Source organism: Methylomonas subterranea (assembly GCF_024505185.1).
GTDB lineage: Bacteria > Pseudomonadota > Gammaproteobacteria > Methylococcales > Methylomonadaceae > Methylomonas > Methylomonas subterranea.
In genome coordinates this window covers 1-20,014 of sequence record NZ_JANIBJ010000018.1, presented here as the reverse complement: position 1 = coordinate 20,014, position 20,014 = coordinate 1, and the positions used below count along the sequence as shown (strand labels likewise).

Genomic DNA, 20,014 nt, shown 5'->3' with positions numbered 1-20,014 from the left:
TTGGGAGGTATCGAATGAAACTTTGGGCTTGCTTGGTTGGCGGTTTGCTGTTGTTCGGCACCGCTTTCGGGGATGACAGCGACACTGAAACCGAAAGTTCGCGCAAACTGATTTTCAGGGAAGGAAAACTGATACTCGAAGAGCACGAAATCGAAGTTTACGATTACCATACCGGAACCATGCAGACGTTTAAGGTTTACCGCGAGCCGGAAAAAAAGGCCAAGGAAGCGCAAAAAGCCCCGGCGCCGGAGTCCGGGCCGCGTTGAGTCCGTGCTCGAATTGCGGGTCCCGACGCCACGCGCGGATTAATCCATGAATACTTTACCCAAAACCCAACGAGGATGAATGTTTACCGGAATTATTTTAGCCATGGGCCATATTGCCAGCGTCCGTCAGCGGGGCGGCGATTGCCGCTTGAAGGTCGATACCGGCAAGCTCGATCTGAATGATTGCCATTTGGGCGATAGCATAGCGGTAAACGGCGTCTGTTTGACCGCCGTGGAACTCGGCGAGCATTTTTTTGCCGCCGACGTTTCCAACGAAACCTTGTCGCGCACCACGCTGCAATCCGCCAAACCCGGCACGCCGGTGAATCTGGAACTGGCCTTGACCCCGTCCACCCGGCTGGGCGGCCACATCGTCAGCGGCCATGTGGACGGCATCGGCAAGGTGGTGGAAAAACAGGCCGACGGCCGCTCCATGCGGTTCAAATTCAAGGCGCCGGACGGTCTGGCCAAGTATATCGCCGAGAAAGGCTCGATCTGCATCAACGGCATCAGCTTGACGGTGAATAATGTGGAGGGGGCGTATTTTTCGGTCAACATCGTGCCGCATACCTTGGCGGAAACCACCCTGGGTAGTACCGAAGTCGGCCATGAAGTGAATCTGGAAGTCGATCTGTTGGCCCGCTACATGGAGCGCCTGATGCGGGGCGATGCGGCGGCGCAATGCCGACCCGGCGTCACCGAGGCCTTATTACAAAACAGCGGCTTTATCAAATGAACAGCATAGAAGAAATCATCGAGGATTTGCGCCAAGGCAAAATGGTCATCATCATGGACGATGAAGACCGCGAGAACGAAGGCGATTTGTTGATGGCGGCGGCGTTTACCCGTCCGGAAGACGTCAATTTCATGGCCAAATACGGCCGCGGCTTGATTTGTCTGACGCTGACCCGCGAACGCTGCCAGCAATTGCGCTTGCCCTTGATGGTGAACGACAACAAAACCCCCTACACCACCAATTTTACCGTATCGATAGAAGCGGCCGAAGGTGTGACCACCGGGATTTCGGCGGCCGATAGGGCGTTGACGATACAAGCGGCGGTAGCCAAGGCTGCCCAACCCAGCGATCTGGTGCAACCCGGCCATGTTTTTCCATTGATGGCGCAGGCCGGCGGCGTGTTGAACCGGGCCGGCCATACCGAAGCGGGCTGCGATTTGGCCCGTTTGGCGGGCGTCGAGCCGGCGGCGGTAATCGTGGAGATTTTGAACGACGATGGCTCGATGGCCCGGCGTCCGGATCTGGAAGCCTTTGCCGAAACGCACAATCTGAAAATCGGCACCATAGCCGACTTGATCCATTATCGCATCAAGCACGAAAACACCCTGGAACGCATCAGCGAATGCATTTATCCCACCGAATTCGGCGAGTTCCGCCTGTATGCCTATCAAGATCGCAACGATGACAACGTACATTTGGCCCTGGTGATGGGCGACGTGGCCGGTGACGAGCCGGTGTTGGTCAGGGTGCATGCGCGCAACCTGATCGACGATCTGTTTTTTTCGCTACGCAGCGATTGCAGTTTGCCGGTGCGCGAAGCCATGAAAAAAATTGCCGCCGACGGGCGCGGCGTGTTGGTGATCATCCGGCAGAAGGAAGACAACAAGGCCCTTGTGGAGCTGATTCACGCTTATCAGATGCAGGACCACGGTATCAAAAACAGCCGGGATCTCAGTGCCGACGCCGATTGGCGTACCACCGGCACCGGCTCGCGGATTTTGTCCGATTTGGGCGTGCGGCGTCTGAAGGTCATGGGCACGCAGAAAAAATATATCGGTTTGTCGGGTTTCGATCTGGAAGTGGTGGAGCATATCGACACCGCCGTTTGCAGCGGCCCGCAAGCTATAGACAGTATTTAATCCATTAACGAAGGTAATCCTATGACAGCAGTCACTACTCTGGAAGGTCATCTTTCCGCCCAAGGCGGCAAATTTTGCATCGTTTCCTCGCGCTTCAACAGCTTCATCGTCGAGCAACTGGAAGCCGGCGCCATCGACGCCATTGTCCGGCATGGCGGCAATAAAGCCGATATTACCCTGGTGAAGGCGCCGGGCGCCTTCGAATTGCCCATGGTGGTGCAGCGGGTGGCCGCCAGTAAAAAATACCATGCGATTATTGCCCTGGGCGCGGTGATTCGCGGCGGTACCCCGCATTTCGAATACGTGGCCGGCGAATGCGTGAAAGGTATCGCCCAAGTGGCGCTGCAATACGATATTCCGGTCAGTTTCGGCGTATTGACCGTGGACAGCATCGAACAAGCCATTGAGCGCGCCGGCACCAAGGCCGGCAATAAAGGCGCGGAAGCCGCGTTGTCCGCCATCGAAATGGTGAGTCTGTTCAATACCATGGGCGTTTAATGAGTCAAGCAAAAACCAATGCCCGCAAGTGCGCGGTGCAGGCCTTGTACCAGTGGCAAATGAGCGGCGAAAGCCTGACCCGCATCGAAAGCTATTTTCTGGAAGAAGAGCATTTAAAAGGCGCGCAGAAGACCTATTTCAGCGAGCTGTTTCACGGCGTTCCCAAGCAACTGGCCGAGCTCGATGCCGCGTTGGCTGAATTCGTCGACCGGCCGGTGGAAAAAATCGATCCCGTGGAGCGAGCCATTCTGCGCATCGGCGCCTATGAATTGATCAACCGCCTGGAAACGCCCTACAAGGTCATCATCAACGAGGGCGTCAATCTGGCCAAGGATTTCGGCGCGGAAGGCAGTCACAAATATGTCAACGGCATACTGGATAAGGTGTCGCAAAAACACCGCGCCGTCGAAATTGCCGCCAAACAGGCCAAGCCGCAACGCTAATGGCTTTGGCTGAATTCGACCTGATCCAGCGTTACTTCGTCTTGCGAACGCCGCAACATCCGTTTACGCGGTTGGGCGTGGGCGACGATTGCGCCTTGTTGAATTTGCCGCCTGATGCTCAATTGGCCGTCACGACCGATACCATGGTGGAAAACGTGCATTTTTTCGCCGATGCCGATCCCTACCTGTTAGGTCACAAATTGCTGGCGGTCAATTTAAGCGATTTGGCGGCCATGGGCGCGGAGCCCTTTGCTGTGACGCTGGCCTTGACCTTGCCGAAAGTGGATGAAAGCTGGCTGGAAGCGTTTGCCGACGGCTTTATCGGCTTGGCTCAATGGTATGACGTCGATCTGATCGGCGGCGATACCACTTCCGGGCCCTTGAGCCTGACCGTGCAAGCCATGGGCGCCGTGCCAAGGGGCAAGGCCTTGTTGCGTTCCGGCGCCAAGGCCGGCGACCTGATTTTCGTCAGCGGTCAAGTCGGCAACGCCGGCTTGGGTTTGAAAATCAAGCAAGGTTTTGCCTGCGCGGAGCCGGAATTGCCGTTACGCTGCTTTAACCGGCCCGTGCCGCGCATCGCCGAAGGACTGGTCCTGCGCGAGTTGGCCCATGCCTGCATCGATATTTCCGATGGCTTGGCCGCCGACTTGGGACATATTCTGGCGCAAAGCCAGGTAGGTGCCTGTCTGGTTTGGGAGCGTTTGCCCCTGTCCGCGCAGGTAGGGCAATACATCGAGCAAACCGGCGATTGGCAAATGCCGCTGACGGCCGGGGACGATTACGAACTGTGTTTCACCGTTCCCGCCGAACGGGTTCCGCAATTGCCCGCGGGTTGTCATTACATCGGCATGATAGAGGCGGATCCGGGCCTGCGCCTGCAGCGGGCAGGCAACATCGAAGCATTTGAGGCGACGGGTTTTGAGCATTTTTCTTAGAGACCATTACGGCAACAGCCGTTTGAGCGCGGCGCAAATCGTCAGGGATCCACTGTTGTTTCTGGCCTTTGGTTTCGGATCGGGTTTAAGCGGGAAAATGCCCGGTACCTTCGGCACCTTGGCGGCGGTGCCCTTGTATTTACTGTTACTGCAAGGTCCCGGCTGGCTCTACCTGTTTGCTACCTTGGCCGGTATTGTCGGTGGCGTTTATATTTGCGATAAGGCCGCGCAAAAGTTGCAAGTGCACGATTATGGCGGCATCGTCTGGGACGAAATTGCCGGCTTTTTGATCACCATGTGCTGGCTACCTTTTTCCTGGCAAACTTTGTTGGCCGGTTTTGCCCTGTTCAGATTATTCGACATCGTCAAGCCCTGGCCCATCGGCTGGCTGGACCGGCATGTCCAGGGCGGTATGGGCATCATGCTGGACGATGTGGCGGCGGGTTTGTTGGCTGCCCTGGTATTGAATACGCTATTTTAAAACTCTGCATTAGGGCGCCAAATTCAGTGCCAGTTCGGCGGCCGCGCGGATGCTCGGATTGTGGTGTTTGCTTAATTGATTCAGTCGGGCAAGCAGCTTTTTGTCTTCCACGGCGTTGATTTCAAGCAGGGTTTGTTCGACAACGTCATCGTCAACGTGCCGAAGGGCGATCAGCAGCATCTCGGTGCGTTCATCGGTATTCCGCCATTGGTTGATTTGGCGAATCGCCTGGGATACCACTATGCCGGATTCGTCCCGAAGTCCGTCCAGGATGCCTTGCTTTGCTTCGCTGCCGCTTAATGTTCCCAAGGTCATAATGGCTTGCTCCCTGTCGTATTCATCGTCGGCGTTGGCAAGTTCCCGTAATGCGGCTTCCACGAGTTGTAATTTCTCGCCGTCCGTTAATTCATCCTCCAATTCCTCCGCTTGTTCCGACAGAATTTTTTGATATTGTTGCTGAATCAATAGATCGGCCTGCTGATTGGCGTTGAATTCCGGGGGGTGTCGTTGTTTGGACGGCTCGGGGTTGTCAACTGCCGTAATTTCCGTGTTTTGGTAAGCGTCAATCAGGAATTGGAGAAAATTATTTTTATAGCCCGCATAAGCAATGGCTGTAAAAATAGACGATATAAAAACTACTTTTACTAATTTCATTTAATTTTAATTACATTCAGACTTTTAGGCAGTTGACGATGCGGCAACTAGATTCTAGAATGCCGAAGCATTGTGAGGGATTTTTTAAATATATGAATTATAAATATTTTTTTATGTCGGCGAAAGCCGCTTCGAGGTGAAATTATGAATAAAAAGCTATTACTCTGTGTATCGATTTTTGCATTGATGACTTCATCCGCTGCCTTTGCGGACAAAGGCAAGGGTAAAGATGACAAAGGTTTCGATGACAAGCTGAAACACAAAGGCGAAGGCAAGGCTGAGAATTTTTGCCCCGTTAGTCACGCCGAACTGGAAAGTGCGATTATCGCTGCGCAAAGTAAAACTAATGGCGGTCTCGGTTTAAATATGTGGGCCACCGTGGTCAATACAAAAGGCGTGGTTTGTGCCGTCGCCAAATCCGCTGCGCAGTTGAATCAGCAATGGTTGGGTAGTCGGGTCATTTCGGCCCAGAAAGCTTATACGGCAAATGCCTTCAGTATCGATGGCGGCTTGGCCTTGTCCACCGCCAATCTGTATAGCGCGACGCAACCAGGTGGTAGTTTGTATGGCTTGCAACATAGCAACCCCGTCGATACCAATTGGGCTTATGCCGGAAATTCCACAAAATTCGGACGCCGGGACGATCCCATGACAGGGCGCAGAGTCGGCGGTATTAACGTGTTCGGCGGCGGCTTGGCGCTATACAACCAAAGCGGCAAATTGGTCGGGGCGGTTGGCGTCAGCGGCGATACATCGTGCGCCGATCATAATATCGCTTGGCGGGTTCGTCACACTTTGGCTCTTGACTACGTTCCTTCCGGCGTGGCGGGGAACAATAAAGACAACATCATATTTGACATAGTGGATGGCGTCAGTGCCGAGGGATTCGGCCATCCAACCTGTTCAGCCAGTTCTCAAGCCGATAACGACCAAGTATTGCTTGAAGCTCCGTTGCCATAACAAATACGCTGAGCGGTCATGCAAAAGGGCGATGAAAATCGCCCTTTATTATGCTTATGGTTTTTGTTTATTCATCGCAAATATGCCGGGGTTTTCCGCCATCTTCGGGGGTTTGCGCGGTTTTAGGCAGGTTCGGCATTAGATTTTTCATGCCCTCGCCGCATTTCTTCATGTCCCGCATGATGCTGCTTTGCGCGGTTTCCTTGCCGAATGCCATGGCGCGCGCCATGGCGGCGTCGCGTTTCCCTTCGGCGCAAAGGGCCTTGACTTCCGCATCCATGGCTTCGGCTTTTTGCTGGAATGCTTCCATTTCGGCTTCATCGATGTTGGCCATGCAGTTTTGCATGGTTTGGGCCTGCTGCATCAATTGCTGCATTTGCGCTTCCGACATCGGCATGTTTTGGGCCGTTGCGCCGACAGGTAAAAAAAGCAGGCAGAAAACAAAGGGTTTTTTCATGATTATCTCCGGATCAGACATTGAAAGGTGCGCATGCGGGGCGGCGCAAGGTCTAATTTTTCAGGTATTCGTTGATTTGCAATAAATCCTGTTCGCTTAAACTGCCGGCGGTCTGTTTGAGCTTAACGCCGTTGATCAGATAATTGTAGCGGCCTTGGGCGTAGTCGCTTTTGGCTTTGTAAAGATTGCGTTGAATGGCCAGCACGTCCACCATTGTGCGGGTGCCGACTTCCAGACCGGCTTCGGCGGCTTCTACCGCCAGTTGGCCGGATGCGGTGGTCGATTTGAGGGCCTTGACCTGGTCGATGCTGGACAGCACTCCGCGGTAGGCGTCCTTGACGCCGCGGGTAACGCCGCGCTTGACCTTGGTCAATTCCTCCTTGGCCGCTTCGTATTCGAATTCCGCCTGCCGGGTGCGGGACACGGTGCCGCCGCCTTCGAACAAGGGCAGGTTGAATTGCAGGCCGACACTTTCGTTGTCGCCGCGAAAACCGAACTGGTTGCCGTTATCGGATTGCCGGTATTGCGCGACGATGTCCAGGGTCGGTAAATGCTTGGATTGTTGCAGTTCTATATTTTTGCGGATGAATTCGGCCTGATTGACCTGCGCCACAATCGAAAAGTTATTGCTTTCGGCGGTATTGGCCCAAGCGGATATATCGGCCGGGTTGGGGGGGCTCAACGGAATGTCCTCCGGCAGTTTTTTCAAATCCACCACATTGTCGCCGATGATTTCCCGCAGGGCTTCCTTGCGATTATCCAGCAGATTTTCCGCCTCGATAACTGCTGCCATGGCTCGGTCGAAACCGGCTTGGGCCTCGTAAACATCGGTAATGGCAATAATCCCCACATCGAAGCGTTGCTTGGCTTGTTCCAGTTGTTTTTCGATGGCTGTTTTTTCCGCCATGACGAATTCCAGGTTATCCTTGGCCGCCAACACGTTGAAATAGGCTTCCACGGTGCGGGTCATCAGTTCCTGTTGCTTGGCTTGAAATTGCGCTTCCGCCTGGGCAATCTTATTGTCCGCTTGGTCCAATTGCACCCAATGGCTCCAGTTGAATACCGGCTGAGTCAGGTTGACGGTCAGCAAGTTGTCCAAATAGTGCTGCAGGCCGGTACCCAAAAAGCTTTGCTTTTCATTGTTCAGACGATTCCAGGTGCTGCCGGCGGACAGACCCAACTTGGGCAGCATTTGCGCTATGCTTTGAGACTTGATTTCGCCGGTAGCCAATTGATTGATGTCGCTGATCTTGATTTCGGGGTCGTTTTGCACGGCCAAGCGATAAATTTCCATCAGGTCTTCGGCATAAGCAAACTTCAGGGGAATGGATGCCAGGATCAGCGTCGCCAACGTTCGTGTCATTACAATATCTCGTGCGGAAGAATGAAATTATTATCTATTATGGCCTAAAATACAGATACTTCTGCAGCTTAATTTAAGTTTTGCATAAGGTTAGGCCCTCAGTATGGATTCGTCAAAATAAAAAACCAACTCAAAGAGCTACCATGACCAGAAAAGTTACCAAAGCCGTTTTCCCCGTCGCCGGACTCGGCACCCGTTCGCTGCCCGCCACCAAAGCCGTGGCCAAGGAGATGCTGCCGGTCGTCGACAAGCCACTGATCCAATATGCCGTTGAGGAAGCCATCGCCGCCGGCATCGATACCATGATTTTCGTCACCGGCCGCAATAAGGACTCGATTCCCAATCACTTCGATAAATCCTACGAACTGGAAAAAGAGCTGGAAAAAAGCGGTAAAACCGAGTTGTTGAAAATGTTGCGCGAATTGCTACCGCCGCATGTGTCCTGCGTGTTCGTGCGTCAGGCCGAGGCTTTGGGCCTGGGGCATGCGGTGCATTGCGCTAAACCGGTAGTCGGCGATGAGCCGTTTGCGGTGATTTTGCCTGATGACCTGATAGAAGACGGCAGCCGCGGTTGCATGCGACAAATGGTGGATTTGTTCGAGCAACAACAGAGCAGTATTTTGGGCGTCGAGCGGGTCGATCCCAAGGAAACCCATAAATATGGCATCGTCGAGCATACCGAGACCTTGCCCGGCGTCGGCAAGCTGAAATCCATCGTCGAAAAGCCCAAGCCGGAAGTGGCGCCGTCCAACATTGCCGTAGTTGGCCGTTATATTCTGACCCCGGCCATATTCGAGAAAATCGAAACCACCGGCCGCGGCGCGGGCGGCGAAATTCAGTTGACCGACGCCATTGCGGCCTTGATGCGGGACGAACAAGTCTTGTCTTACGAATTTAAAGGCAACCGCTACGATTGCGGCTCGAAATTCGGCTTCCTGCTAGCCAACGTCGAATATGGTCTGTTACATGCGGAAATCAAATCCGAGTTTGCCGATTATTTGAAACAACGGACAGCTAAAATCTGACCATCATGCCGGGATGCCGGTTGCCGCCGGTTTCCCGGCATGGCCGCGCATAAAATGATTTTTTCCCATGGCCGGCGGGCCGAGAGCCGACGATAATAGGCGGTTTGTCTTGGGCCGCTTGTCATGAGTCTGCGTTATCAGATTATTTTTCGCATCCTGTTGTCGTCGCTGTGTATCCTGCTGTTGGGCGGGGCGATTGCGATTTGGCAGGCCAGACAGGCGGTCGAAAAAGAGGTCGAAGCTTCCATCCACTTGGCGCTACAGCTGGTTACCCTGGGCATGGCCGATATTTCGTCGTTGCAAAGTCCCGAGGATTTGTCCCGCTTGCGGGCGCTGCGGCAAACCCGCCATCTGAGCATGCAATTGCTAAAGGCGGACGGGCGGTTGGTGCATTTCGCCGGCGAACCGCAAGCCAGCCGCGCGGAGGACATGCCGCCGGCCTGGTTCATCCGCGCGGTCAAGGGCCAGTATCCCAAGGTCGAACAGCGGATCGAGACGCAAAGCGGGGAGGCCTTGACCTTGATCATCGAAGCCCAGCCGCTGGACGAAATTACCGAAGTCTGGCATGAAAGCCTGAGTTTTTTCAGTTCCTTGTCTCTATTGACTCTGCTGAGTTTCCTTGTCGTCAATCTGGTTCTCAACAAGTCTTTGCAAGCCATCGGCGTGATTGTCGAGGCATTGCGCATCATCGAAACCGGGCAGTACAAGCACCAGTTGCCGTCCTTTGCCACCGATGAGTTCGACGGTATCGCCAAAGCCATCAATCATATGACGCTGGAATTGGAAAAGACCCGTCGGGAAAACAGCGACCTGACTCAGCATTCCTTGGCCATTCAGGAAGAAGAGCGCCAGCATTTATCCCAGGAACTGCACGACGAGTTCGGTCAGTCCCTGACCGCCATCAAGGTCATGGCCGTCACTGCCGCCCGGCCTAACGCCGATGTCGGTAAAATTACCGCCACCATAGGCGATATTTGTGATCACCTGACTTTGGTGTTGCGTTCCATGATGCAACAATTGCACCCCTTGATTTTGACCGAACTGGGCTTGAAAGCGACCTTGGAAGAGATGGTTAACCATTGGTCCGAACGAAATCCGGATTTGAAATTAAGTATCGACTGCGGCGACGAAGTGGACGGCCTGGATAAAAACATCACCCGGCAAATATTCAGGGTGATACAGGAGTGCCTGACCAATGTTATTCGTCATGCCGGGGCCCGGCGGGTCCGGATCGATCTGCACAGGCCGGCCGGCGAGAGCAGATTGTGTTTGAAGGTATCCGACGATGGGCGGGGCTGCGACTTGCAAAACCTTAATCGCGGTTTCGGTTTGCGCGGTATTAAGGAGCGGGTTAAATCCCTGGCTGGAGAAGTTTTGTTAGACTCGCGGCCCGGCGCCGGCATGCGCATCACCGCCTGGATACCTATTGGCGACGAATGCGCGGACAGACGCGGCTAAACAAGCTCAACCGTCGGATTGGCGGGCCGGGCGGCTGCTTTTTTCCGCTTCCTGGAAAAACCTGAAACAACTGCGTCCGGCCTCCTTGGCCTGATACATGGCATTGTCTGCTTTTTTCAGCAAGGTTTTGGCGTCGATGCCATGAGAGGGATACAGCGCAATACCCAAGCTGGTGGAAATATTGATGGTGTGCCGTTCAATGATAAAGGGTTGATTCAAGGTGTGCACAACGTTTTCCGCAACCAGGGTCGCCTCTCTGGCGTCATCGATACGGGAAAGCAGAATCACGAATTCATCGCCGCCGAGGCGGGCCACGGTGTCCGTTTCGCGCTTGATGCAGGTTTGCAAGCGCCTGGCGACTTCGGCCAGCAGCAGGTCGCCGATGCCGTGTCCCAGGGTGTCGTTGACCGGCTTGAACCGGTCCAGATCCAGAAACATCAGCGCCAGCTTGGCTTTTTCCCGGCGCACTTGGGCCAGGGCCTGGTGCAAGCGATCGGTCAGCAGGGTGCGGTTGGGTAAATCGGTCAATACATCGAAATGAGCCAAGTGCCTGACTTCCTCTTCGATTTCCTTGCGGCTGGTGATGTCCTGCATGCTGCCGACATAATGCGTGATTCGGCCGGTGTTGTCCTTGACGGCGGTGATGGTGAGCCATTCCGGATAGGTATCGCCGTTTTTGCGCCGATTCCAGATTTCGCCTTGCCAATAGCCCGTTTTCGCAATGATGGACCACATATCGTCGTAAAAACCGGCATCATGGATGCCGGAGCGCAAAATATTCATTTTTTTGCCGACGACTTCTTCGGTCATATAGCCGGTCAGGTCGGTAAAGGCCCGATTGACTTTCAGGATCACGGTTTCGTGGTCCGTGATCACCATGCTCTCCTGGGACTCGAAAGCGGTGGCGGCGATGCGTAATTGAATTTCCACTGATTTGCGCTCCGAGATGTCCCGGAAAAATCCGACCGTACCCAATAGGGTCCCGCTTTCCTCGATAACCGGGGCCTTGAAAGTCTCCACCCATTTCTGCCCGTCCGCGCCGACAATTTGTTCCTCGGTTATTTTTTGTCGTCTGGATAGCATGACGGCCGCGTCGTCCGCCCGGTAGGCATCGGCGAAATTTTTGCCGGCGATGTCGTAATCCGTTTTGCCGATCAAGGCATCCGGGTTGGGAGCTCCAAACGAGCGGGCAAACACCTGGTTGACTGCCAGAAAACGGCTTTGGGGGTCTTTTAGCCAGACACCGAAGGGAAAGTTGTCCAGCAGCGCGCGTTGATAGCCTTCTTTTTGCGCCAGGGCCGTTTCGATGCGTTTGCGGGCGCTAATGTCCTGCGCAAAGGTGAAACTGAATTCCTCGCCGTTGAAAACGATGTGATGACCGGTGATGGCGACGTCGAACAAACCGCCGTCCTTGCGCCGGTGGCGGGTTTCAAAATGCAAGGTCTTTTGGTTTTGCAGTTGACGCCAGACTTCGGGCCAAGCCGAGGCGGGGAAGTTGGGATCGAAATCCCAAGGATGCATGCCAGTCAATTCTTCAGGCGAGTAACCCAGGGATTGACTGGCGTAGGCATTCGCGTATTGCACGGTGCCGTCGGAGCTAACCCTGTAAAAAGCGGTGTTGCTTTTATCCAGTATGGCTTTGGCCAGCCACAGTTCATTTTCTATTTGCTTGCGGTCGGTAATGTCTTCGTAAACGCCCAGCACGCCGATGACATTGGACTGGTTGTCGCGCAGCGGGGTTTTGGAGGTGCGCAACCAGATGGTTTGGCCGTTCGGCGTGGTTTGCGGTTCTTCGTAGGCCAGTTTGCACGCGCTGGCCCGCATGACTTGTTGGTCGTCGAATCGGTATAAATCGGCCTGATCTTTCCAGGTCAGATCGAAATCCAGTTTGCCGATCACGCCCAGGGGACCGGATTCGCCGCCATCTTGGGCGAATGCCGTGTTGCAACCCAGGTAGCGCGAGTCCAGGTCCTTCCAAAAAACCCGCATCGGTATGGTTTCTATGATCGATTGCAATATGTTGCGGGATTGCAGCAGCTCCGCGGCCGTGCGGGCTGTTTCGGTGATATCGTACAGGATCACCATATGCAGCCCCGTATAAACCGGCTCGAGCGGGGTGGCCGTGGCCAGCGCGGTTTTGATGGTGCCGTTTTTGCAGCAAATTCTGACTTCGAGAGGTTCGAAATTTCCGCCGTTGGCTTGCATGGCGTCCAAGCGCGCTTGCCAGGTATCGACCACCTCTTGCCGGTAATCCGCATCGGGATATGCCTTCGACCACCATGCGTGCAGAGTTGGGGTGTCGTCTTGGCTAAATCCGAATACCTTGCTGAATTCCGGGTTCATCAGCACAATATTGTGCGCGTCGTCGTTTAAGGCAATAGGGATGGGGCAGGCGGCGATAATGGCGTTTAGGTGGCGCTTGTCCTGCTGTATTTGGGCAAGTAAGGTCAAAAAATAGATAATTAAACCGCTGACGGCCGTTGCCACCGCAAGCGAGGCGACTAGACCGGTCAACAGGTAATTGGCCGTTAACCGGCCCTCCAGCAGGAAATTCATGCCGGCGACAATCAGCAATGTCATCGCGACCGCCAATATTACGGCGCTCAGCCAGATTTGCCATTTGTTTAGGGCTTGCAGGCGGGTGATGAGCGTATTGTTCAAGACGTGAATCGGACTCTTTGATTTTCCAGGCGTGGTGCTTCGGCGTGCTGTTTCGTTATCGATGCGCGGAGTATCGATAGCGGCCATTTTGTAGGCATTCTCTTACAAAACAGCCGCGAGGTAAAACGTACCAATGTCCAATATCAAAGAGCTTTTCAGGTTATTTTGCCCAGGCAATCAAGCGCTTGATTGCGGATGGCGTAAATGGAATCAAGTTATGCGGTTTGTATTGTCCGTCAAGCGGCAGAACAAGTTTCAGCTTATGGCTTTAAAGCCGATGTCGGTGCGGTAATACATATCCCGCCAGTCGATTTGCCTACATAGCTGATAGGCTTTGGTTTGGGCGTCCGCAATCGATTGTCCCAGGGCGCAGGCGCACAGCACCCGGCCGCCGGCGGTGACGACGTCGGCCCCTTGTTGTTGGGTGCCGGCGTGAAAAACCTTGCAGTCGGTACTGTCGTTGGGTAAGCCGCTGATGACATGGCCCTTGGCGTAGTCGTCCGGATAACCGCCCGCCGCCAATACCACGCCGAGGGCCGGGCGTGCGTCCCATTCGGTGCCGATTTGATCGAGGCTTTTGTTCAGGGCGGCCAGGCAGAGTTCCACCAAATCGCTTTGCAAGCGCATCATGATGGGCTGGGTTTCCGGGTCGCCGAAGCGGCAGTTGTATTCCAATACCTTGATGCTGCCGTTTTTGCCTATCATCAAGCCGGCATATAAAAAGCCGGTGTATTCGTTGCCGTCATCGCGCATGCCTTTTAGGGTGGGGATGATGACTTCGTCCATCACCCGCTGGTGTATCTCCGGAGTGACGATGGGGGCGGGGGAGTATGCGCCCATGCCGCCGGTATTGGGCCCTTGGTCGCCGTTGTCGCGGGCCTTGTGATCTTGCGAAGTGGCCATCGGCAGCGCGTGCAAGCCGTCGGCGATGACGATGAAACTGGCTTCCTCGCCGGCCAAAAACTCTTCGATCACCACCCGGTGGCCGGCCTCGCCGAAACTGTTGCCCGACAACATGTCCCGCACGGCGTCTATGGCTTGTTGTTTGGTTTGGGCGACGATGACGCCCTTGCCGGCCGCCAAGCCATCGGCTTTCACCACTATCGGCGCGCCTTTGCGCTGGATATAGGCAATGGCCGGTTCGGGGTCGCTAAAGGTTTGATAGTCCGCGGTGGGGATGCCGTGGCGAGTCATGAAGTCCTTGCAGAACGATTTGGAGCCTTCCAATTGCGCCGCTTGCGCGGTCGGGCCGAAACAAGCCAGACCGGCGGCATTGAAGGCGTCCACCACGCCTTTCACCAGCGGCACTTCAGGGCCTATGATGGTCAAGCCGATGTCGCGGGCTTGAGCGAAATTCAACAAGCCGGCGATATCGTCCGCCTGGATGGCGACGTTTTCCACGCCTGCTTCGAGTGCGGTGCCGGCATTGCCGGGGGCGACGAATACCTGGCTGACATGGGCGGATTGTTTGGCTTTCCAGGCCAGGGCGTGCTCACGGCCACCGCTGCCGACGATCAAAATTCTCATGGGATACAAAACCTTGGTTTGATGGATGGTTTAAAATTTTTCGGCAAATTTTAACGGGATTTGCCGGGGTGGGTTGGAATTTGTGCGGCGGCCGTGTTAGCGTGCGCCGTGCGACGATTCATATCGGATAATGCTTTTTATAAATTTTGGGAGTTGCTATGACGGACTGTCTTTTTTGCAAAATGGTAAGCGGTGAAATCAAACCGGATGTGGTGTTTGAGGATGAAAAAGTGCTGGCATTCAAGGATATCAATCCGCAGGCACCCATGCACGTCTTGGTGGTGCCCAAACTGCATATCGCGAATTTGAACGCCTTGCGGGAGGCGGCCCTGGGAGGGCATATGCTCAAAATCGCCGCCTGTATCGCGGAAGAGCAGGGCTACGCCGAATCGGGTTATCGGGCGGTATTCAATTGCAACGATGACGGCGGCCAAACCGTGCATCACTTGCATTTGCATGTTATCGGCGGTCGGCGCATGACATGGCCGCCGGGTTGATGACGCAGATTTGCCCCCCCCCCGGTCGCTAATAAGCCATAAGCCCATGGGCGACGACCGTATAGGCGCGCGATAAAGGTGGGGAGGGTAAGATTTCCGCTTGAAGTTGGTGGCGGCCGGACAGCAGGTTATCGCGGCCGATGAGTTTTCAAAATGGTTTATCCGGCGTTACAGGCGATTGGCGGGCGGCATTTTTTCTCTTAACTTCAAGAAGCGATAATAACGGCTGCTCGATATCAGGCCGCTTTCTGCTGCCTCGCGTACCGCGCAGTCCTTGTCGTTGACATGACGGCAGTCGTTAAAGCGGCACTTGCCGATAAAGGGGTGAAACTCTCGGTAACCCCAGGCCAGTTGCGCCTCCGACAAGCCTGCCAAGCCGAAAATAGCCACGCCGGGGCTGTCGATCAAGTCTCCGCCGCTAGGTAAATGATACAGCGTGGCGGCGGTGGTGGTGTGGCGACCGTGACGGGTGGTTTCGGATACGCTGTTGATTTTGAGGGTTTTATCCGGTAACAGGGTATTGGTCAGCGACGATTTGCCTACTCCGGATTGGCCGGCAAACATGCTGGTTCGCTGCGATAAAGCCTGCCGCAAGGTGTCGAGGCCGACTTGTCGGTTAGCGCTGACCCGGTATAGGGTGTAGCCCAGGGTCAGGTAGTTTTGCAGTTCCAGTTCGACCGACTCCGAATAGGGCAGGTCGATTTTGTTGAAGACCAGCGAGGCGTCGATATTGCAGTTTTCGCAGATGGCCAGATATTGGTCCAACAATAAAAAATCGCAATCCGGTTCGGCGGCGAAGACTACGAAAATAGTGTCGATATTGGCGGCGACAGGCCTGATTTGATCGCCGCGGCTGGGCCGTTGCAACACCGAGCGTCGCGGTAATAGTTGCTCTATGCGGCCTTGGTCCGGAGCGGACTGCGACAGCAAAACCCGGTCGCCCACCACCACCGTATCCAGTTTGCGCAGGGTTTGGCAAAGAACGATTTGTTCGCCCACTTCCACCGCAATGCCCTTGCCAAGGTGGGCGATAACCAAGCCTTCCCCGAGAGAGGTCATCAGGCAGTCTGCATTTTTTCTTCGATGTGAGCGATTCGGATCGCCGCTGGCGGGTGGCTGTAATGGAAGGCCGAGTAAATCGGGTCGGGTGTCAAGGTGCTGGCGTTTTCTTCATAGAGTTTGACCAAGCCGCTGATCATTTTGCTGCCTTGCGCGTGTCGGGTGGCGAACTCGTCGGCTTCGAATTCGAATTTACGTTGAAAGTAAGCGCTGATCGGCTGCATGAAGGTGGTGAATACCGGCGATACCAGCATGAACAGTAACAGGGCCGCCGCATTGGAATGAGTGTCTACGCCCAGGCCGTCGAAAAACCAAGCCTGAGTGATCAGCCAGCCCAATACCGCAAAGCTGATCAGCGTCATCACCGAAGAGGCGATCAACATTTTGATCACATGTTTGCATTTAAAGTGGCCCAGTTCGTGAGCTAAAACGGCTTCCAGTTCTTCTTCATCCAGCGAATTGACCAGGGTGTCGAAAAATACGATGCGTTTGTTATTGCCCAAGCCGGTAAAGTAAGCGTTGCCATGGCCGGAACGGCGCGAGCCATCCATGATGAAAATGCCCTGGCTGTTAAAGCCGCAACGCTCCAGCAGGTTTTTGATGCGGTCTTTCAGGCTGCCGTCCTGCATCGGGGTGAATTTATTGAACAGCGGTGCAATCAGTGTTGGGAACAGCCAGCTCATCAACAGCGAAAAAGACATGATGATGGCCCAGGCATATAGCCACCACAGGCTGCCGATGCTGGACATCACCCATAAAATCAGGGCCAGAATCGGCAGACCTATCCCCAGGGTCAGGCCCATGGAGATGAGTTGGTCCTTGGCGAATTGCGGCAGAGTGTTTTTGTTGAAGCCGTATTTGTCTTCAATGACAAAGGTTTGATACAGGCTGAACGGGATTTCGATCAGCGTCATCAAGATAAAGATGCTGGCCACGGCAATTAAATCGGCCCACATGGGTGATAAATCGAATGTCGACCAAAAGTCGAAGGCCAGGCTGATGCCGCCGCCCAAGGTCAGCAATAGTAAAAACAACATGCCGACCCCTCCATCGATGTCGCCCAGTTTGCTTTTTTCGATGGTGTAATCGGCGGCTTTTTGGTGCGCGGACAATGTCACCCGGTCCCGGAAAGCCAGGGGTACTTCGTTACGATGGCTGGCAACATGGGCTTTTTGTCGGGCCGAGAGCCAAAACTGGACGCTGTAGGAAAGGGTCAGGGCGAATAAAAATATGACTGTAAAGGTGTTCATCGATACGGATTGGTGGAGGGGGGTTAACAATTAGCGGTACAGGGTAGCTAATGCTACAATTTGCCGCAACATTATTAATCTACAAGCCTTAACGGAAATAAAAATGGCTCAGGATGCTGACAATCTAATCTGGATCGATCTGGAAATGACCGGGCTCGATCCGGATACCGACTTGATTATCGAAATCGCCACGGTCGTCACCGATAAAAATCTTAATTTGTTGGCGGAAGGTCCGGTCCTTGCGGTTCATCAATCCGAAGCGGCACTGGCGGCGATGGATGACTGGAATCAGCGCCACCATGGCCAGTCCGGTTTGATTCAGCGGGTCAGGGAGTCTGGCATCACCGCGGCGGACGCCGAGCGATTGACGCTGGAATTTTTAGCTGATTGGTTGCCGGCCAGGTCATCGCCGATTTGCGGGAACAGCATTTGTCAGGACAGGCGTTTTTTGTACCGGCACATGCCCAAGCTGGAAGAATATTTTCATTATCGCAATCTTGATGTATCGACAATAAAAGAACTGGCCGGGCGTTGGGCGCCGCAATTGAAGGATGGTTTCAGTAAAAAAGCCACTCACAAAGCCCTGGATGACATTCTCGAATCCATAGAAGAATTAAAGTATTACCGAGAGCATTTTTTCAGGCTTTAAGATCTGGAATCTTCGGTTAAATCCAATGTTCGACGCGCTTGTCGGCCGTAAACCCAAATCCCTATTTTTTTAAAAACCAGGTAATTCCCTCCTATGTTAGATCCTCGTTTATTCAGAAGCGAACTGGAATTCGTGCAACAACAACTCAATAGACGCGGCGTGGAATTCGCCGTCGATAATTATCTGGCCTTGGAAAGCCGCCGGAAAGACATTCAGGTTAAAACCCAGGAGTTGCAAAACGAGCGTAACACCCGTTCCAAGGCGATCGGTCAGGCCAAGGCCAAGGGCGAAGACATTCAGCCGCTGCTGAATCAGGTGGCGGATTTGGGCGATCAACTCAAGGCCGCGGAAACCGAATTGGCCGAGATTCAAACGCAGTTGAACGCCATTATGGAGGGCCTGCCCAATATTCTGGATGAGGCCGTGCCGGCTGGAAAGAGCGATGCGGATAATGTCGAAATCGGCCGTTGGGGCGAATTGCCCCGGTTTGATTTTACACCTAGGGATCATGTGGATTTAGGCGAGCCGCTAGGCATGAATTTTGAGTTGGGCGCAAAAATCGCCAGCGCGCGATTTGTGGTCTTGGCGGGTAAGCTTGCCACGTTGCAGCGAGCCATCATTCAACTAATGTTGGATACGCACGTCAATGAGCATGGTTATCAGGAAACTTATGTACCCTTCCTGGCCAATGCCGATAGCTTGCGCGGTACCGGCCAGTTGCCCAAGTTCGAGGCGGATTTGTTCACCGTCAGGAACGATCCGACTTTTTACCTGATTCCGACCGCCGAAGTACCAGTCACCAATATCGTGCGCGACGTGATTGTCGATGCCAAGCAGATGCCGCTGAAATATGTCTGCCATTCGCCGTGTTTCCGCAGCGAGGCGGGGGCTTACGGCAGTGATGTGCGCGGTATGATACGCCAACATCAATTCGAAAAAGTCGAACTGGTGCAAATTGTCGCGCCGGAGCAATCGGCTCGGGCGCATGAAGAACTGACCGCGCACGCGGAAGCGATTTTACGCAAGCTGAATTTGCCGTACCGTAAGGTCTTGCTGTGTGCCGGCGATACTGGGTTCTCATCGTCGAAAACCTATGATTTGGAAGTTTGGCTGCCGGGCCAGCAAAAGTATCGCGAGATTTCGTCCTGCAGTAATTTCAAGGATTTTCAGGCGCGACGCTTGCAAGCGCGCTGGCGCAATCCCGAGACGGGTAAGCCGGAGTTGGTGCACACACTAAACGGCTCGGGCTTGGCGGCGGGTAGGACTCTGATTGCCGTGATGGAAAATTATCAAAACCAGGACGGCACAATCACCGTGCCCGAAGTATTGCGAGCATATATGGGAGGTGTTGATCGTATCGGTTGAGCGACAAGAAATACACGGACAACTGGATCGGTTTTGGATCAAAACTAATCGGTAGTATCATCTTCGTTGATCGACTCTGTCTGGAGGGCTTGTTCTTGCGGATGCGGACGGTCATAAATTATAAAAACAACATTTATGAGGAGGTACCATGAGTGAAAACGAGGTTGCGTCGTTATACGAGCGGTTGGGCGGCGAAGCGGCGGTTAATGCGGCCGTGGATATTTTTTACGATAAGGTATTAAGCGATTATCGAATCAATCGGTATTTCGATAAAACCGATATGCCGAAGCAGGTTGCCCATTTGAAGGCTTTCATGACGGTAGCTTTCGGAGGTCCGAACGATTATACGGGGCGCTCATTGCGAGACGGGCATGCCAGGCTGGTTGCCATGGGTTTGAATGACTCGCATTTTGATATCGTTATGGAGCACTTGGGTTCAACCATGCGGCAATTGAATGTACCTGCTGAATTAATAGAAGAGGCTGCGGCTATAGTAGAGTCGGTTCGTGGCGAGGTTTTGGGCAAGTAGTTTTGTCAAGGGGGCGCGGGGTCTTTTCGATCCCGCAGCCAGTCCGGCGCGTAAAAAATAAC

Annotated in this window: 21 protein-coding genes; 14 read left to right on the top strand and 7 right to left on the bottom strand. The window is 54.1% G+C overall.

The annotated features are described in order from the left end of the window. The first annotated feature begins 14 nt into the window (after positions 1-14). The 7 genes from NP590_RS10915 to NP590_RS10885 all read left to right on the top strand — a co-directional run bounded on the left by NP590_RS10915 (position 15) and on the right by NP590_RS10885 (position 4,498). Positions 15-266 carry a hypothetical protein gene (locus NP590_RS10915; RefSeq protein WP_256602414.1) on the top strand — a complete coding sequence of 84 codons (252 nt, stop codon included), beginning with the start codon at positions 15-17 and terminating at the stop codon, positions 264-266. Positions 267-345: 79 nt separating this feature from the next. Further along, entirely contained in the window at positions 346-1,002 is a 657-nt protein-coding gene (locus NP590_RS10910; protein ID WP_256602413.1) for a riboflavin synthase, read from the top strand. Further along, on the top strand, positions 999-2,141 hold the full coding sequence (gene ribBA / locus NP590_RS10905; RefSeq protein ID WP_256602412.1) for a bifunctional 3,4-dihydroxy-2-butanone-4-phosphate synthase/GTP cyclohydrolase II: 1,143 nt from the start codon (positions 999-1,001) through the stop codon (positions 2,139-2,141). Before NP590_RS10910 ends, ribBA begins: the two co-directional genes overlap by 4 nt. Before the next feature lie 21 nt (positions 2,142-2,162). Then, positions 2,163-2,639 (top strand): 6,7-dimethyl-8-ribityllumazine synthase, encoded by a 477-nt coding sequence (gene ribH, locus NP590_RS10900; RefSeq protein ID WP_256602411.1) that lies wholly within the window; start codon positions 2,163-2,165, stop codon positions 2,637-2,639. Further along, positions 2,639-3,082: a transcription antitermination factor NusB gene (gene nusB / locus NP590_RS10895; protein WP_256602410.1), complete on the top strand. Its 444-nt coding sequence runs from the start codon at positions 2,639-2,641 to the stop codon at positions 3,080-3,082. Before ribH ends, nusB begins: the two co-directional genes overlap by 1 nt. Beyond that, positions 3,082-4,017, top strand: a complete 936-nt coding sequence (gene thiL / locus NP590_RS10890; protein ID WP_256602409.1) for a thiamine-phosphate kinase — start codon at positions 3,082-3,084, stop codon at positions 4,015-4,017. Before nusB ends, thiL begins: the two co-directional genes overlap by 1 nt. After that, positions 4,001-4,498, top strand: a complete 498-nt coding sequence (locus NP590_RS10885) for a phosphatidylglycerophosphatase A family protein (protein WP_256602408.1) — start codon at positions 4,001-4,003, stop codon at positions 4,496-4,498. Before thiL ends, NP590_RS10885 begins: the two co-directional genes overlap by 17 nt. 9 nt (positions 4,499-4,507) lie before the next feature. Here the strand turns inward: NP590_RS10885 and NP590_RS10880 are convergent, their stop codons facing one another. Continuing rightward, positions 4,508-5,152 (bottom strand): HEAT repeat domain-containing protein, encoded by a 645-nt coding sequence (locus NP590_RS10880; protein WP_256602407.1) that lies wholly within the window; start codon positions 5,150-5,152, stop codon positions 4,508-4,510. 144 nt (positions 5,153-5,296) lie between these two features. Here NP590_RS10880 and NP590_RS10875 point away from each other — a divergent pair, with 144 nt between their 5' ends. Then, positions 5,297-6,112 (top strand): GlcG/HbpS family heme-binding protein, encoded by an 816-nt coding sequence (locus NP590_RS10875; RefSeq protein ID WP_256602406.1) that lies wholly within the window; start codon positions 5,297-5,299, stop codon positions 6,110-6,112. A 67-nt stretch (positions 6,113-6,179) separates the two neighbouring features. On the opposite strand, the gene NP590_RS10870 is transcribed toward NP590_RS10875, so the two are convergent. Together NP590_RS10870 and NP590_RS10865 are read right to left on the bottom strand one after the other, a co-directional pair. After that, entirely contained in the window at positions 6,180-6,569 is a 390-nt protein-coding gene (locus NP590_RS10870) for a hypothetical protein (RefSeq protein WP_256602405.1), read from the bottom strand. Between the two features lie 52 nt (positions 6,570-6,621). Beyond that, entirely contained in the window at positions 6,622-7,932 is a 1,311-nt protein-coding gene (locus NP590_RS10865) for a TolC family outer membrane protein (protein ID WP_256602404.1), read from the bottom strand. A gap of 143 nt (positions 7,933-8,075) precedes the next feature. On the opposite strand from NP590_RS10865, the gene galU reads away from it, so the two are divergent. Together galU and NP590_RS10855 are read left to right on the top strand one after the other, a co-directional pair. Next, positions 8,076-8,957, top strand: coding sequence for a UTP--glucose-1-phosphate uridylyltransferase GalU (gene galU, locus NP590_RS10860; RefSeq protein ID WP_256602403.1), 882 nt, complete (start codon positions 8,076-8,078; stop codon positions 8,955-8,957). Positions 8,958-9,080: 123 nt separating this feature from the next. Then, entirely contained in the window at positions 9,081-10,415 is a 1,335-nt protein-coding gene (locus NP590_RS10855; RefSeq protein WP_256602402.1) for an ATP-binding protein, read from the top strand. A gap of 6 nt (positions 10,416-10,421) precedes the next feature. Here the strand turns inward: NP590_RS10855 and NP590_RS10850 are convergent, their stop codons facing one another. Together NP590_RS10850 and purD are read right to left on the bottom strand one after the other, a co-directional pair. Beyond that, on the bottom strand, positions 10,422-13,076 hold the full coding sequence (locus tag NP590_RS10850; RefSeq protein WP_256602401.1) for a sensor domain-containing protein: 2,655 nt from the start codon (positions 13,074-13,076) through the stop codon (positions 10,422-10,424). Between the two features lie 255 nt (positions 13,077-13,331). Beyond that, the gene (gene purD / locus NP590_RS10845; protein WP_256602400.1) at positions 13,332-14,603 is read right to left on the bottom strand and encodes a phosphoribosylamine--glycine ligase; all 1,272 of its coding nucleotides are present in this window, start codon (positions 14,601-14,603) and stop codon (positions 13,332-13,334) included. Between the two features lie 158 nt (positions 14,604-14,761). Between purD and NP590_RS10840 the strand changes: the two genes are divergently transcribed. Beyond that, positions 14,762-15,100 (top strand): histidine triad nucleotide-binding protein, encoded by a 339-nt coding sequence (locus NP590_RS10840; RefSeq protein WP_256602399.1) that lies wholly within the window; start codon positions 14,762-14,764, stop codon positions 15,098-15,100. Positions 15,101-15,268: 168 nt separating this feature from the next. On the opposite strand, the gene rsgA is transcribed toward NP590_RS10840, so the two are convergent. Then, on the bottom strand, positions 15,269-16,159 hold the full coding sequence (gene rsgA, locus NP590_RS10835; protein WP_256602398.1) for a ribosome small subunit-dependent GTPase A: 891 nt from the start codon (positions 16,157-16,159) through the stop codon (positions 15,269-15,271). Beyond that, positions 16,159-17,409, bottom strand: coding sequence for a M48 family metallopeptidase (locus NP590_RS10830; RefSeq protein WP_256602397.1), 1,251 nt, complete (start codon positions 17,407-17,409; stop codon positions 16,159-16,161). Before NP590_RS10830 ends, rsgA begins: the two co-directional genes overlap by 1 nt. 103 nt (positions 17,410-17,512) lie before the next feature. Between NP590_RS10830 and orn the strand changes: the two genes are divergently transcribed. From orn to NP590_RS10815, 3 genes are all read left to right on the top strand, one after another. Next, positions 17,513-18,058, top strand: coding sequence for an oligoribonuclease (orn, locus tag NP590_RS10825; RefSeq protein WP_256602396.1), 546 nt, complete (start codon positions 17,513-17,515; stop codon positions 18,056-18,058). 93 nt (positions 18,059-18,151) lie between these two features. Further along, the gene (gene serS, locus NP590_RS10820) at positions 18,152-19,423 is read left to right on the top strand and encodes a serine--tRNA ligase (RefSeq protein WP_256602395.1); all 1,272 of its coding nucleotides are present in this window, start codon (positions 18,152-18,154) and stop codon (positions 19,421-19,423) included. Positions 19,424-19,571: 148 nt separating this feature from the next. Next, complete coding sequence (locus NP590_RS10815; protein WP_256602394.1) at positions 19,572-19,952, top strand: group I truncated hemoglobin; 381 nt, start codon at positions 19,572-19,574, stop codon at positions 19,950-19,952. The last annotated feature ends 62 nt before the right edge of the window (positions 19,953-20,014 follow it).

Excerpts from the sequence above, each read along its gene's own strand:
- NP590_RS10915 (WP_256602414.1), top strand. The coding sequence starts at position 15 with ATGAAACTTTGGGCTTGCTTGGTTGGCGGTTTGCTGTTGTTCGGCACC.
- NP590_RS10910 (WP_256602413.1), top strand. The coding sequence starts at position 346 with ATGTTTACCGGAATTATTTTAGCCATGGGCCATATTGCCAGCGTCCGT.
- ribBA (WP_256602412.1), top strand. The coding sequence starts at position 999 with ATGAACAGCATAGAAGAAATCATCGAGGATTTGCGCCAAGGCAAAATG.
- ribH (WP_256602411.1), top strand. The coding sequence starts at position 2,163 with ATGACAGCAGTCACTACTCTGGAAGGTCATCTTTCCGCCCAAGGCGGC.
- nusB (WP_256602410.1), top strand. The coding sequence starts at position 2,639 with ATGAGTCAAGCAAAAACCAATGCCCGCAAGTGCGCGGTGCAGGCCTTG.
- thiL (WP_256602409.1), top strand. The coding sequence starts at position 3,082 with ATGGCTTTGGCTGAATTCGACCTGATCCAGCGTTACTTCGTCTTGCGA.
- NP590_RS10880 (WP_256602407.1), bottom strand. The coding sequence starts at position 5,152 with ATGAAATTAGTAAAAGTAGTTTTTATATCGTCTATTTTTACAGCCATT.
- NP590_RS10875 (WP_256602406.1), top strand. The coding sequence starts at position 5,297 with ATGAATAAAAAGCTATTACTCTGTGTATCGATTTTTGCATTGATGACT.
- NP590_RS10870 (WP_256602405.1), bottom strand. The coding sequence starts at position 6,569 with ATGAAAAAACCCTTTGTTTTCTGCCTGCTTTTTTTACCTGTCGGCGCA.
- NP590_RS10865 (WP_256602404.1), bottom strand. The coding sequence starts at position 7,932 with ATGACACGAACGTTGGCGACGCTGATCCTGGCATCCATTCCCCTGAAG.
- galU (WP_256602403.1), top strand. The coding sequence starts at position 8,076 with ATGACCAGAAAAGTTACCAAAGCCGTTTTCCCCGTCGCCGGACTCGGC.
- NP590_RS10855 (WP_256602402.1), top strand. The coding sequence starts at position 9,081 with ATGAGTCTGCGTTATCAGATTATTTTTCGCATCCTGTTGTCGTCGCTG.
- purD (WP_256602400.1), bottom strand. The coding sequence starts at position 14,603 with ATGAGAATTTTGATCGTCGGCAGCGGTGGCCGTGAGCACGCCCTGGCC.
- NP590_RS10840 (WP_256602399.1), top strand. The coding sequence starts at position 14,762 with ATGACGGACTGTCTTTTTTGCAAAATGGTAAGCGGTGAAATCAAACCG.
- rsgA (WP_256602398.1), bottom strand. The coding sequence starts at position 16,159 with ATGACCTCTCTCGGGGAAGGCTTGGTTATCGCCCACCTTGGCAAGGGC.
- NP590_RS10830 (WP_256602397.1), bottom strand. The coding sequence starts at position 17,409 with ATGAACACCTTTACAGTCATATTTTTATTCGCCCTGACCCTTTCCTAC.
- orn (WP_256602396.1), top strand. The coding sequence starts at position 17,513 with ATGGCTCAGGATGCTGACAATCTAATCTGGATCGATCTGGAAATGACC.
- serS (WP_256602395.1), top strand. The coding sequence starts at position 18,152 with ATGTTAGATCCTCGTTTATTCAGAAGCGAACTGGAATTCGTGCAACAA.
- NP590_RS10815 (WP_256602394.1), top strand. The coding sequence starts at position 19,572 with ATGAGTGAAAACGAGGTTGCGTCGTTATACGAGCGGTTGGGCGGCGAA.